The organism is Marinimicrobium koreense (assembly GCF_003762925.1).
GTDB classification, from domain to species: domain Bacteria; phylum Pseudomonadota; class Gammaproteobacteria; order Pseudomonadales; family Cellvibrionaceae; genus Marinimicrobium; species Marinimicrobium koreense.
In genome coordinates, this window is sequence record NZ_RJUK01000001.1 from 324,334 (window position 1) to 336,653 (window position 12,320).

At 59.0% G+C, this 12,320-nt stretch carries 13 protein-coding genes and 1 tRNA gene; 11 read left to right on the forward strand and 3 right to left on the reverse strand.

Annotated elements, in window-relative coordinates; genetic code table 11:
* The first annotated feature begins 115 nt into the window (after nt 1-115).
* Entirely contained in the window at nt 116-880 is a 765-nt protein-coding gene (locus EDC38_RS01390) for a DUF481 domain-containing protein (protein ID WP_123637007.1), read from the forward strand.
* Nucleotides 881-886: 6 nt separating this feature from the next.
* On the opposite strand, the gene EDC38_RS01395 is transcribed toward EDC38_RS01390, so the two are convergent.
* Nucleotides 887-1,594, reverse strand: coding sequence for a glutathione binding-like protein (locus EDC38_RS01395; RefSeq protein WP_123637008.1), 708 nt, complete (start codon nt 1,592-1,594; stop codon nt 887-889).
* Between the two features lie 220 nt (nt 1,595-1,814).
* On the opposite strand from EDC38_RS01395, the gene acnA reads away from it, so the two are divergent.
* From acnA to EDC38_RS01420, 5 genes are all read left to right on the forward strand, one after another.
* Nucleotides 1,815-4,553, forward strand: a complete 2,739-nt coding sequence (gene acnA / locus EDC38_RS01400; protein WP_123637009.1) for an aconitate hydratase AcnA — start codon at nt 1,815-1,817, stop codon at nt 4,551-4,553.
* A 92-nt stretch (nt 4,554-4,645) separates the two neighbouring features.
* A complete protein-coding gene (moaC, locus tag EDC38_RS01405) occupies nt 4,646-5,140 on the forward strand; it encodes a cyclic pyranopterin monophosphate synthase MoaC (RefSeq protein WP_123637010.1) in 495 nt (164 codons plus the stop codon).
* Entirely contained in the window at nt 5,137-5,385 is a 249-nt protein-coding gene (gene moaD, locus EDC38_RS01410; protein WP_123637011.1) for a molybdopterin converting factor subunit 1, read from the forward strand. The genes moaC and moaD overlap by 4 nt, the downstream gene beginning before the upstream one ends.
* Before the next feature lies 1 nt (nt 5,386).
* Entirely contained in the window at nt 5,387-5,833 is a 447-nt protein-coding gene (gene moaE / locus EDC38_RS01415; RefSeq protein ID WP_024459735.1) for a molybdopterin synthase catalytic subunit MoaE, read from the forward strand.
* A 32-nt stretch (nt 5,834-5,865) separates the two neighbouring features.
* The gene (locus EDC38_RS01420) at nt 5,866-6,759 is read left to right on the forward strand and encodes a class I SAM-dependent methyltransferase (protein WP_123637012.1); all 894 of its coding nucleotides are present in this window, start codon (nt 5,866-5,868) and stop codon (nt 6,757-6,759) included.
* Between the two features lie 75 nt (nt 6,760-6,834).
* Here the strand turns inward: EDC38_RS01420 and EDC38_RS01425 are convergent, their stop codons facing one another.
* Both EDC38_RS01425 and EDC38_RS01430 read right to left on the reverse strand, forming a co-directional pair.
* On the reverse strand, nt 6,835-7,665 hold the full coding sequence (locus EDC38_RS01425) for a sulfite exporter TauE/SafE family protein (RefSeq protein ID WP_123637013.1): 831 nt from the start codon (nt 7,663-7,665) through the stop codon (nt 6,835-6,837).
* Between the two features lie 6 nt (nt 7,666-7,671).
* Complete coding sequence (locus EDC38_RS01430; protein ID WP_123637014.1) at nt 7,672-8,211, reverse strand: rhodanese-like domain-containing protein; 540 nt, start codon at nt 8,209-8,211, stop codon at nt 7,672-7,674.
* 166 nt (nt 8,212-8,377) lie between these two features.
* Between EDC38_RS01430 and gltX the strand changes: the two genes are divergently transcribed.
* From gltX to EDC38_RS01455, 5 genes are all read left to right on the forward strand, one after another.
* Nucleotides 8,378-9,889 carry a glutamate--tRNA ligase gene (gltX, locus tag EDC38_RS01435; RefSeq protein ID WP_123637015.1) on the forward strand — a complete coding sequence of 504 codons (1,512 nt, stop codon included), beginning with the start codon at nt 8,378-8,380 and terminating at the stop codon, nt 9,887-9,889.
* 109 nt (nt 9,890-9,998) lie between these two features.
* A tRNA-Ala gene (locus EDC38_RS01440) sits at nt 9,999-10,074 on the forward strand.
* Nucleotides 10,075-10,443: 369 nt separating this feature from the next.
* Nucleotides 10,444-10,758, forward strand: a complete 315-nt coding sequence (locus EDC38_RS01445) for a type II toxin-antitoxin system RelE/ParE family toxin (RefSeq protein WP_024459740.1) — start codon at nt 10,444-10,446, stop codon at nt 10,756-10,758.
* Nucleotides 10,751-11,056, forward strand: coding sequence for a helix-turn-helix domain-containing protein (locus tag EDC38_RS01450; RefSeq protein ID WP_123637016.1), 306 nt, complete (start codon nt 10,751-10,753; stop codon nt 11,054-11,056). The genes EDC38_RS01445 and EDC38_RS01450 overlap by 8 nt, the downstream gene beginning before the upstream one ends.
* A 189-nt stretch (nt 11,057-11,245) precedes the next feature.
* Nucleotides 11,246-12,298 carry a Kelch repeat-containing protein gene (locus tag EDC38_RS01455; RefSeq protein WP_123637017.1) on the forward strand — a complete coding sequence of 351 codons (1,053 nt, stop codon included), beginning with the start codon at nt 11,246-11,248 and terminating at the stop codon, nt 12,296-12,298.
* Nucleotides 12,299-12,320 lie beyond the last annotated feature (22 nt).

The following is a 12,320-nucleotide window of genomic DNA, read 5'->3' on the forward strand; positions in this document are numbered from 1 at the left end:
AAAAAAGTGAATTATATCACTCTTTTACCGACGACGAAAAATCGACCCGGCGGGAAAACCCCGGGTGAGTTGTGTAAACTAGGCGTTTTTTCTGAACAGTAAGGGATGAGCTTTTATGAAGTTTCGACTCACAGCACTGGCGGCCGGTCTGGCGGCATTGAACGCGGCGCCGACTCTGGCCCAGGATGAAAAAGCAGCGAAGGTGTGGAAGGCGACCGCCGAGCTGGGCATGATTGTGACTTCCGGTAATACTGAGACCACCACATTTCAGGGCAAAATGGACGCCACCCAGGACCTGGAAATGTGGAAAAACCAGTACGTGATCAGCGCGCTGTTCAAGGAAGATGAAATCACCCAGGCGGATGGGACCAAGGAAACCGAGAAAACCGCCGAGAAAATTTCCGGCTCGGTGAAGAGTGCCTACAAGCTGGATAAAGACAACGCGAATCTGTTCATCTTCGGTTCTCACACCGACGACAAGTTCGGTGCCTACACCAAGTACAGCACGCTCGCCGTCGGTTATGGTGATCGCCTGTTTGAAACGGACACCATGCAACTCGACGTGGAAATCGGTCCGGGTTATTTCTGGGCCGAGCAGGAACTGGATGACGGCACCACCGTCGACGAAGAAGGCGCCATTATCCGTGCGGCGGCTCAATACGACTGGCAGGTCACCGAAAGCGCCGACTTCCGTCAGACTCTGGCGGTTGAATCCGGTCAGGACAACACTCGTACTACCTCTGATACCTCGCTGAGTGCCCGAATCAACGGCTCCATGCAGATGAAGGTCGGTTTTACGGTTCAGTCGGACTCCGACGTGACCGAGGGTAAGGAAAAGACCGACACCACCACCTACGTTACCCTCGTGTACAAGTTCTGATTCGTCTCAGCGATCCCGATCCTCGGGGTCGCACACCCGGCGGGCAATGCCATAGCTGGGGCGCTCGGTGCAGCGTTCCAGCCAGCGGTGTACCGCCGGGAACTCCTTCAGTTTCAGATGCTTTCCCGCCTGATAGAAGGTGTCCAGGCAGTCCACCCAGGGCGCAATGGCCATATCGGCAATACTGAAACTCTCCCCCAGCAGGTAATTCCGGTTATCCAGGTGATGCTCCAGCACGCCCAGCAGGCGTCGTGTTTCATTGCTGTAACGCTGCACCGGGTAGGGGTGATCGCATTTGTCCCGGGCATAGACGAAAAAGTGCCCAAACTGGCCAAACATGGGGCCAATGTGGCCCATCTGGAAAAACAGCCATTGCAGGCAGGCGCTTTTACCATCCGGGTCCAGGGGCATAAAGGTGCCGGTTTTCTCGGCCAGATACACCAGTATCGCGGCGGACTCCATCAGGCTGATCGGGCGCCCATCCGGGCCGTCCGGGTCATACAGCGCGGGAATCTTGCCGTTTGGGTTGATCCACAGGAACTCCGGCGTGTGCTGATCCCCCTCCAGAATGTTCACTGTGTGGGGCTCGTAGGGCAGGTGCATCTCCTCCAGCGCCTGGGCCACCTTGATCCCGTTCGGCGTGTTCATGGAGTAGAGCTGGATCAACTCCGGCTCCCGCGGTGGCCAGCGACGGAAAATGGGCGGCTGGGACATGTCGGAATCTCCTGTGTCACGCGCTCTGGGCAGCCTGGTGGGTGTAAACCTGTGCAAAGAGGGCTTGGATTAACAGCATAAGGCCCCATATGAATTTAAGAAAGCACATTTGCCCCACTCGTGCGAATGGAAACCCCGGTGCCCGCTGGCGCCCCGGGCCGCGATGGCCTAATCTCTAAAGCAGTGATGGATTCATTTTTCAGTAAACCGTGAGGCAGTTATGGCAGATTCCTATCGGTCCGTCGACACCCTGAAGGTGGGCGGCAAAGACTATCGTTATTATCCCTTCACGGAAGTCGAAAAACGCTTCCCGGTCGACAAGCTTCCCTATTCCCTCAAGATCCTGCTCGAAAACCTGTTGCGCCACTCCGACTCGGGGCTGGTCAGCGAGGCGGATATCGAAGCGCTTGCCCAGTGGGATCCTAAAGCCCAGCCCTCGCAGGAGATCGCCTTCGTACCGGCCAGGGTGGTGCTGCAGGACTTTACCGGGGTGCCGGCCATTGTGGACCTGGCCGCCATGCGCGATGCGGTCAAAAGCCTGGGTGGCAAGCCCGAGCAGATCAATCCCCTGTCGCCGGTCGAGCTGGTGATCGACCACTCGGTGATGGTGGATTTCTTCGGTGGTGAAGACTCGTTCAAGAAAAACACCGCGCTGGAGGTGGAGCGCAACCGCGAGCGCTATCAGTTCCTGCGCTGGGGCCAGAAGGCCTTCGACAACTTCAAAGTGGTGCCGCCGGGCACCGGTATTGTCCACCAAGTCAACCTGGAGTATCTGGCCCGCGGTGTGTTCACCCGCGAGCGCGATGGTCAGCTGGAAGCCTATCCGGACTCCCTCGTGGGCACTGACTCCCACACCACCATGATCAACGGCCTGGGCGTACTTGGCTGGGGTGTGGGCGGCATTGAGGCCGAAGCGGCCATGCTCGGTCAGCCCATTTCCATGCTGATTCCCCAGGTGGTGGGCTTCAAGCTCACCGGTGAGCTGCCCGAGGGCGCCACGGCTACCGATCTGGTGCTGACTGTCACCCAGATGCTGCGTGAGCTGGGTGTGGTCGGCAAGTTCGTTGAGTTCTTCGGCCCCGGTCTCAAGCACCTGACCCTGGCCGATCGAGCCACCATCGGCAATATGGCGCCGGAGTATGGTGCCACCTGCGGTATCTTCCCGGTGGACCAGCAGACCCTGGATTACCTGACCTTCACCGGCCGCTCCAAAGAGCAGGTGGAGCTGGTGGAGGCCTATATGAAGGCCATGGGCCTTTGGCACGACGACAAGACACCGGATGCCGAGTACAGCGATGTACTGGAGCTGGATCTGAGCACCGTGGTGCCGTCCATTGCCGGCCCCAAGCGCCCCCAGGACAAGATTGCGTTGACTGACTCCAAACCGGCCTTTCACGATGTACTGAATGAAATGGACCGGCACCGGCGCAACACCATTGCCTCCACCGAACAGGACTTTTCCTCCGAAGGTGGCGCCGCGGCGGTGGGTGGCGTGCCTCTGTCGGATCAGGGCGCCGTCCGGGTTGACTACGACGGTGAGAACTTCCTGCTGAAAAACGGGGCCGTAGTGATTGCCGCGATCACCAGTTGCACCAACACCTCCAACCCGGCGGTTTTGATGGCCGCTGGTCTAGTGGCGAAAAATGCCCGTGCCAAAGGGTTGAGCTCTCGTCCCTGGGTCAAAACCAGCCTGGCGCCCGGCTCCAAAGTCGTGACCGACTACCTGGAAAAAGCCGGCCTGATGGACGAACTGGAAGGTCTGGGTTTCTATCTGGTGGGTTATGGCTGCACCACCTGTATCGGCAACTCCGGCCCACTGCCCAAAGAGATTCACGAAGCCATTCACGAGGGCGATCTCACGGTGACCTCGGTGCTCTCGGGCAACCGCAACTTTGAAGGACGGATTCACCCCGACGTGCGGGCCAACTATCTGGCTTCACCGCCTCTGGTAGTGGCCTACGCGCTGGCCGGTACCATGGATATCGACCTGCAGAAAGAGCCTCTGGGCTATGACAAGGACAATAAACCGGTCTATCTGAAGGACATCTGGCCTACTACGGCGGATATCCAGAAAACCATTGCCGACAACCTGGATCCGGCCATGTTCTCCGAGAAGTACGCGGACGTGTTCAGTGGCGACGAGAGCTGGCAGGCACTGCCGGTGGAAGAGAGCCAGCTCTACGCCTGGCCGGACTCCAGCTACGTGCGCAAGCCGCCGTTCTTTGATGGCATGGGTAAAAAGCCTGGGGATATTACCGATATCAAGGGTGCCCGTTGTCTGGTGAAGGTCGGTGACAGCATTACCACTGACCATATCTCTCCGGCCGGTGCCATCATGCCCGACAGCCCCGCTGGCCAGTACTTGCAGGAGCAGGGCGTGGATCCCAAGGACTTCAACTCCTACGGTTCCCGGCGCGGCAACCACGAGGTGATGATGCGCGGCACCTTCGCCAATGTGCGGCTGAAAAACCAGATGGCGCCGGGCACCGAGGGCAGCTGGACCACCTACCTGCCCAAGAACGAAGTCATCAGTATTTTCGATGCCGCCGAGCGTTATCGCGAAGACGGCACACCGCTGGTGGTGCTCGCGGGGAAAGAATACGGCTCCGGCTCCTCACGGGACTGGGCGGCGAAAGGTCCGTCACTGCTCGGTGTGCGTGCGGCCATTGCCGAAAGCTACGAGCGCATCCACCGCTCCAACCTGGTGGGCATGGGCATTCTGCCGCTCCAGTTTGCCGAGGGCGAGTCCGTTGAGTCCCTGGGGCTGACCGGTGAGGAAGCGTTCGATATTCCCGCTGTGCAGGCAGACACCAAAGAGGTGGAAGTGACGGCCAAAGGGGCCGATGGCAAAGCCAAGACCTTCAAGGCCAAAGTGCGCATCGATACCCCCAACGAGTTCGCCTACTTCCAGAACGGCGGTATTCTGCACTACGTGTTGCGTAACCTCGCCAGCCAATAAGCGGACGCTGTACCCCAAAGCGCCTACCCACTGACGGGAGGCGCTTTTTTTCGGGTATGATGAAGGATGATTTGAACCGCAACGGGATTCCCATGAGTTTGACCCACACTGACGATCAAGGGCGCGCCAGCATGGTAGACGTGTCGGACAAGCCTGCTACCGTGCGCGAGGCACGGGCAAGCGCGTTTGTCCGCATGCAACCCGCCACCCTGGCGCTGATTCGTGAAAACGGCCTGAAAAAAGGCGACGTTCTGGCGGTATCCCGCATTGCCGGCATTCAGGCGGCCAAGCAGTGCTCTAACCTGGTACCCCTCTGTCACCCACTGGCACTGAGCAAAGTGGGGGTCGAGTTTGCGTTTCAGGAGGAGCCGGCAGGCGTGGCCATCGAAACCTACTGCAAGCTGTCTGGCCAGACCGGCGTTGAGATGGAAGCGCTGACCGCTGCCAGCGTGGCCGCCCTGACCATCTACGATATGTGTAAAGCCGTCGATTTGAGTATGGTCATTGAAAATATCGCGCTGCTGGAAAAATCCGGTGGCCGTCGCGGTCACTATGTACGCGCTGAAGATGAGACCAAACAACCATGATTCAGGTACTGTTTTTTGCCCGCTTGCGCGATCAGCTCGGCTGCGATTCGCTGACGCTGGACGCCGTTGAGGGCGACAGTGTCACCAAGGTCCGTGAGCGGCTGGTGGCCGAGCATCCCGACTGGCGAGAGCCCCTGAGCGCCTCCGGCGTGCTCTTTGCGGTGAACCAGTCGCTGGTGAAATCCGGTCATCCGGTTCATGATGGCGATGAGGTGGCCTTTATGCCGCCGGTCACCGGAGGCTGACATGATATCCGTCCAGACCGCGCCCTTTGATGTGGCCCATGAATACGCCCAGCTCACCGCCGATGATGTGGATGCCGGCGCGGCCGTGTTTTTTGTCGGTCGGGTGCGTTCACACAATGACGGTCGCGCCGTCACCGGTATGACCCTGGAGCACTACCCGGGCATGACCGAAAAGGCCCTGGAGCAGATCCTGGCCGATGCCCGCCAGCGCTGGTCGCTGGGGCGGGTGAGGGTGATCCATCGGGTTGGTTCGTTGGTATTAGGGGAAGCGATTGTATTCGTCGGCGTCACCAGCGCCCACCGGGATGCCTCCTTTGAGGCGGCAGAATTCATCATGGATTACCTGAAAAACCGGGCGCCTTTCTGGAAGCGCGAAGACACCGAGGACGGCTCAGTCTGGGTCGACGCCCGGGACAAAGACCTGCGCGCCCTCGCGCGTTGGAGTTGAATACCTTAATCGATAATAAACGGAGCCAAACCATGAGAATCCTGAAATTGGTCGCCTGTCTGGCGGCCGCCACGGCACTGACCGCTTGCGAGCAGGCGGAAGAAACCCAGACATCCACCCCTGAACCGGAAGCCGAAGCAACCGTCGCGGAAGGCGCTCCTTTGGCAGCGCCGGGCGCCAGCATCCTGGAAATCATGGCCAGCGCTCACCGCAGCGACGACAATCGGGCCCGGGACCGCTATCGCAACCCCGAAGAAACCCTGTTTTTCTTTGGTGTGGAGCGGGATGACACCGTGATTGAAATCAATCCCGGTGGCGGCTGGTACATGGAAATCATCGCCCCCTTCGTCAATGAGGATGGGCAATACATCGCCGCCACCCCGAACCCCGAGCTGGAGGGCATGCCGTCTTACGTGGTACGGCAGGCCGCGCAAATTCAGGCCCGCATTGAAGATCAGCCCGAGTTCTACGGCAACGCCGAAGTGCAGCTCTATGACCCCTCGGCGCCCGTGCTCGGCGAGCCGGGCAGCGCAGACTTCGTGCTGACCTTCCGCAATGTCCACGGCTGGATCAACGGTGGGCAGGCTGAAGGCATGTTCCAGGCCTTTGCCGAGGTCCTCAAACCTGGCGGCGTGCTGGGTGTGGTGCAGCATCGCGCCGTCGACGAGGCGGACCCGTCGGAAAGCGCCACCACCGGTTATGTGTCCGAAGCGGCGGTCATCGCCTTGGCGGAAGCGGCGGGACTGACCCTGGACGACCGCAGCAACATCAACGCCAACCCGAAAGATACCCGGGATCACCCGGAAGGCGTCTGGACCCTGCCGCCTTCACTGCGTCTGGGTGATGAAAATCGCGCTTCCTATGAAGCCATTGGCGAGAGCGATCGGATGACTTTGCGGTTCGTCAAACCCGAATCGGAAGAATAAGCCGGTCGATAGACGGGCACGGAGAAAGGGGCTTCGGCCCCTTTTTTGTGGGCGGGTGGTTTTCTGAAAGGGCGGTCAGCGGATCAGGGTGGAAGCCAGTGTCACCAGCGCCAGAACCACCAGGCCAACGGCGAACACCTGCTGCAAGCGGGCGTTGGCAATGTGATGGCTGATCTGTTGACCCACCACCATGCCGCCCACGCCGCCGAGTGCCAGCCAGCCGAGCAGAGACCAGTCCATGGGGGTGCCGGCCTGTTCGCTGAACAGCCAGTGGCTGATAAAGCCCGAGCTGCTGATCAGGGTGATGATCAGCAGGGAAATCGAAACCGCCTGCACCATGGAAATGCGGCTTAAAAACAGCAGTAGTGGAATGATCAGAAAGCCGCCGCCCACACCGAACACCCCGGAGAGCAAACCCACCAGTGCGCCCCCAATCGCCAGCCCGGAAATGCAGCGCGGCTTAAGCTCAAACTGTCCGGTGGGGCTCAACATGCACAGCATTTCCGGGCGCCGGTGTTCGGCTTTGCTGGCGCGGACCACATTGGCATGCTCCGGGTTGCGCTGGGCGTCGCGCCACATGCGCACCGCAATGATCAAAGTCAGCACATTGAAGCTGACCAACAGCAGGGTGTCGGGCAACTGATTGCCCAGCCACTTGCCCAGAGGCGCGACCAGGGCACCGGTCACCGCCAGAATGATGGTGGGTGGCCAGAGCACCAGATCGCTGTGCCAGCTGCGAAAGCTGCCATACAGCGCGCTGATCGCCACCGCCCCCAGCGACAGGCCGACCGCACCGTTGACGCTCATCCCCCCGAGCAGAATCAACAGCGGCACCGCAAACACCGAACCGCCTGCGCCGGTCAGGCCCAGTACCAGTCCAATGAGTACGCCGATCAGCAGGAACATGGGAGCTTACCGGTTCCAGGGCATGTGCAGCAGGACTTTGGCCATGGCGCAGGTATCGGTGATGCCTGAAAAGGTCAGGCCCGCACCGACCGCGCCCGAGAGCCAGAAAAAGCCCGGATTGACGGTAAAGCCCAGCACCACGCCGGTGAGAATCAGCAGTCCGGCGGTAATCCGTACCTGACGCTCGATCGAGACCGCGCGGCGCGGCGTCTCGGAACGCTCAAGCTCCACCGGGGCGTGGCGCATGGCGTTGACACCACCGTCGATAATGCACAGTGAGCAATCGACCTTGCCCGCCAGCTTGTCAACCGCCATATCCGCCCGGCGACCGCTCTGGCACAGCAGGTAAACCGTACTCTTGTCTCCAGCGCGCTGGCTCAGCTCGGCCTGCAGGCGCTCAGCGCTGAGCTCCTGTACGGGAATATGCAGGGCACCGGGAACCCGCTCGTTTTCCACCTCGGCGGTGGTGCGCAGGTCCAGAATGCACAGCTCCTCCGGTCGGGTGTTGGCAAACAGTTGTTGGGGCGTTACGCGGGTTGCACTCATCGTGTGGGTATCTCTTGATTGGAAAAGTATTACCTCATGGTAAGCAATTCCAGTAAATTAGTAAACTCTAATTAAGTGAGTGCAGCATTCATCGCAGATCCGCCCCCGCTCACGTATAATGCCGGCCCATATCGCATTCACGTTCACCAACTCGCGGAAGTTTTCTATGACCGTTCGCACCCGTATTGCGCCTTCACCGACGGGCGATCCCCACGTCGGTACCGCCTACATTGCCCTGTTCAACCTGTGCTTTGCCCGCCAGCACGGCGGCCAGTTCCTGCTGCGCATTGAAGACACCGACCAGACCCGCAGCACCCCGGAATCCGAACAGGCCATTCTGGACAGCCTTCGCTGGCTGGGCATCGAGTGGGATGAGGGCCCGGACGTGGGCGGCGAACACGGTCCCTACCGCCAGAGCGAGCGCATGGACATCTACCGGGGCTACGCCGAACAGTTGATCGAAAAGGGCCACGCCTTTTACTGCTTCGCCACCGCCGAAGAACTGGACCAGATGCGTGCCGAGCAACAGGCCCGGGGGGAAACCCCTAAATACGACGGTCGCGGCCTGAAGCTGAGCGAGGCGGAAGTCAAGCAGCGCCTGAACGCCGGCGAGCCCTACGTCATCCGCATGAAAGTGCCGGAAGAGGGCACCTGCAAAGTGCAGGACATGCTACGCGGCGAGATCGACATTGACTGGTCCCAGGTGGACATGCAGGTGCTGCTCAAAGCCGACGGCATGCCCACCTACCACCTGGCCAACGTGGTGGACGACCACCTGATGGGCATCACCCACGTGATTCGCGGCGAAGAGTGGATCAACTCCGCTCCCAAGCACCTCAAGCTGTACGAATACTTCGGCTGGGAAGCCCCCGTGCTGTGCCACCTGCCGCTGCTGCGCAACCCGGACAAATCCAAGCTCAGTAAGCGTAAAAACCCCACCAGCATCCTCTACTACCAGCGTGCCGGCTTCCTGCCCGAAGCCCTGCTCAACTACCTGGGCCGCATGGGCTGGTCCATGCCCGATGAGCGTGAGAAATTCACCCTGGAGGAAATGCAGGCCCACTTCGACATCAACCGCGTCTCTCTGGGCGGCCCCATCTTCGACGTGGAAAAGCTTTCCTGGCTCAATGGCCTGTGGATTCGGGAAGACCTCTCCACCGAACAGCTGGCCGATCGCCTGCAGGCCTGGGCGCTCAACCGGGACAACCTCCTCAAAGTACTGCCTCATGCCCAGTCCCGCATGGAAACCCTGGGCGACTTCGCTCCGCTGGTCAGCTTTCTGGCCTCCGGCAACCTGGGCCTGACCGAGAGCCACTTCACTGGCAACAAATTAGAGCTGGACGAACAGAAAAGGGTCCTCCAGTTCGCCGTCTGGCGCATGGAAACCCTGCGCACCTGGGAGCGTGACGCGATCTTCGCCGAGCTCAAATCCCTGGCCGACGCCACCGGGATCAAGGTCAAAGACTTCCTGGCCCCGCTGTTCGTCGCCATCTCCGGCACCACCGCCTCCTTCTCGGTCATGGACGCTATGGTCCTGCTCGGCCCGGACATGAGCCGCGCCAGACTGCGCCAGGCCGTCGAAGTCCTTGGCGGAGTGGGCAAAAAACAGCTCAAAAAGCTGGAAAAGGCCTACCAGGCGCTGGGTACTGAGGCAGAGGCGTCAGCAGAGAATTCGTAAAAACTGCCTAATAATCAAAGAATTAGGTTTTTTTTGCCGATTTATTGTTGACAGCTCCGAGCGGGGTGCTACAATGCGCCCCGCTTCCAACGAAGCACAAGCAGTTTTCGGGGCCTTAGCTCAGCTGGGAGAGCGCAACACTGGCAGTGTTGAGGTCAGCGGTTCGATCCCGCTAGGCTCCACCAAATACCAAAAAAGCCCTGGGCGAAAGCTCAGGGCTTTTTTGGTATTTGGTGGAGCCTGGTTGGGTGAGTGCCGCTGAAGCGGTTCACAAAATGGCAGGACAGCCATTTTGCACAGCCGAAGGCTGCCCGCAGGGCGAGGGCCATGGATGGCCCGAGTGCATCCCGCCGTTCCGCAGTCTCCGAACTCTGCAACACCCACCGAAAGGTGTGGTTTTTTTGTTTGGCCGCCCTGGCCGAGTGAACCTCGCTCCTCCGTTGGCACCCAAATGGCTATACTAATTACCTCTCAAGCGACAAAAGGTGCTGGCGCAATAAACATCTGTTAGCCTAGCCCTTGATGGTCATACGTCAATGACGTATATTTGGTCCATGTACACCGTTATAGAAACCCCCACCTTTACGGAAGACGCCAAAGAACTGTGGTCTGAGGAAGACCGGGGCGCATTTTGTGCTTGGTTGGCAGCAAACCCAGAGGCTGGGGATGTCATTCCGGCCAGCGGTGGCTGTCGGAAGGTGCGTTGGCGTAGGCAAGGCACTGGGAAAAGTGGCGGTGTACGGGTTATTTACTTCACTCGTCTGGAAAGCGGTGAATTGTGGTTACTGGTGATTTACGCAAAGAGTGTTCGCGGTAATATCCCGGCGCACTTGCTGAAATCCATCCGAGAGGTAATTGAAAATGGCTAAGCAACCTACCATGACCGGGGAGGAGCTAGGCAAAAAGCTTCTACAGTCCGTGAATGAAATGAAGGCGGGTAAAGCAGTACGAAAAACGCAGGTTTCACCAAATGAAGTGGCGGCGGCTCGTAATAAAACCGGGCTTTCCCAGTCACAGTTTGCAGAAGCTCTGCATATATCTCCTCGCACTCTTCAGGAATGGGAGCAAGGGCGTCGAAAACCTTCAGGCGCCGCCCAAGCTCTCATCCAAATTGCCTTTAGGCACCCTGAAGTCATTACAGAGTCCTTAATAAAAGAGGCAGGCTAGCAGGCAAATTATATATACGCGCGTTTCAAGTGCCGGACACCTCCTTGCGCCGGGTGCCGTATATGTGGACGTTAGCCTGACTCAGCATTCCTTGAAGTCTGTACGTCAAGGTTTGTAGTTCCCCCGGTTTAAAATTGGCACCCTCTATGAAAATTTGTGCTCAAAGAATTGCAACAGGAGTCGTAAGCTATGCCATTTTTCAATCCTTCAATCAAAACCCAGCGCACAGTCACAAAGCTTTTTTCATTTGCCGCAGTGGCTACTGCGTTCTGTGTGCTTGCGGCCTGCAGCGGTCAAACCACTAGCCCACAAAACCCCGACATTGCCTCAGTGCAATGGCGGCAGCACAAAGCAAATACGCCACCCAGTGCACGCCACGAAAACGGTTTTGTGACGGTGGGAGAACACTTGTATTTGGTCGGCGGCCGAGGTGAACGGCCTTTGGATATTTTTGATCCGGCCACGGGAAGCTGGAGCCAGGGCGCCAAACCGCCGTTTGAAATTCACCATATGCAGGCCATCGAATACGACGAGAAACTCTACGTTCTGGGTGCTATGACCGGTGGTTTTCCGGAAGAGCCCCCGCTGGCAAATATCCTGATTTACGATCCCGCCACTGACGCCTGGTCGGAGGGGCCAGAAATTCCCGCCGATCGTCGGCGCGGTGGCAGTGGCGTTGTATTGCATGAAGGGCTGATTTACCTGGTGGGTGGAAACACGCGCGGCCATATGAGTGGCTATGTCCCTTGGGTGGATGTGTTTGATCCAGAAACCGGGCGTTGGACGCAACTGCCTGACGCTCCGCATTCGCGAGATCACTTTCATGCTGCGGTGATTGATGGACATATTTACGCAGCCGGAGGGCGAACCTCATCCCACGACACGGGCGAAAGCATGTCGCTCACCGTCGCGCCCGTGGATGTATATGACATTGAGAACCAACGCTGGCATACGCTGGAAGCGCCTTTGGCCACCGAGCGTGCTGGTACGGCAACGGTGGCCTTTAATGGATTTTTGGTGGTCTTGGGCGGTGAGAGTATCAGTCAAGTTGAAGCCCACCGCGAGGTGGAGGCGTACAACCCGGAAACTGAGGAATGGCTCAGCCTGCCGCCTTTACCCGTTGGGCGCCACGGGACCCAGGCCACGCTGTTTAATGGGGAGCTGCATATTGTCGCGGGCAGCGAAAATCGTGGTGGCGGTCCTGAGTTGAATGATCATTGGGTTATGGAGATGGGTGAGTAGGTATCCGTACACACTCAGTCAT

Coding starts and splice junctions, on each gene's coding strand:
- EDC38_RS01395 (WP_123637008.1), bottom strand. CDS start 1,594: ATGTCCCAGCCGCCCATTTTCCGTCGCTGGCCACCGCGGGAGCCGGAG.
- EDC38_RS01420 (WP_123637012.1), top strand. CDS start 5,866: ATGAGAATCCTGAAATTGGTCGCCTGTCTGGCGGCCGCCACGGCACTG.
- moaD (WP_123637011.1), top strand. CDS start 5,137: ATGATTCAGGTACTGTTTTTTGCCCGCTTGCGCGATCAGCTCGGCTGC.
- EDC38_RS01455 (WP_123637017.1), top strand. CDS start 11,246: ATGCCATTTTTCAATCCTTCAATCAAAACCCAGCGCACAGTCACAAAG.
- EDC38_RS01390 (WP_123637007.1), top strand. CDS start 116: ATGAAGTTTCGACTCACAGCACTGGCGGCCGGTCTGGCGGCATTGAAC.
- moaE (WP_024459735.1), top strand. CDS start 5,387: ATGATATCCGTCCAGACCGCGCCCTTTGATGTGGCCCATGAATACGCC.
- EDC38_RS01430 (WP_123637014.1), bottom strand. CDS start 8,211: ATGAGTGCAACCCGCGTAACGCCCCAACAACTGTTTGCCAACACCCGA.
- moaC (WP_123637010.1), top strand. CDS start 4,646: ATGAGTTTGACCCACACTGACGATCAAGGGCGCGCCAGCATGGTAGAC.
- EDC38_RS01425 (WP_123637013.1), bottom strand. CDS start 7,665: ATGTTCCTGCTGATCGGCGTACTCATTGGACTGGTACTGGGCCTGACC.
- EDC38_RS01450 (WP_123637016.1), top strand. CDS start 10,751: ATGGCTAAGCAACCTACCATGACCGGGGAGGAGCTAGGCAAAAAGCTT.
- EDC38_RS01445 (WP_024459740.1), top strand. CDS start 10,444: ATGTACACCGTTATAGAAACCCCCACCTTTACGGAAGACGCCAAAGAA.
- gltX (WP_123637015.1), top strand. CDS start 8,378: ATGACCGTTCGCACCCGTATTGCGCCTTCACCGACGGGCGATCCCCAC.
- acnA (WP_123637009.1), top strand. CDS start 1,815: ATGGCAGATTCCTATCGGTCCGTCGACACCCTGAAGGTGGGCGGCAAA.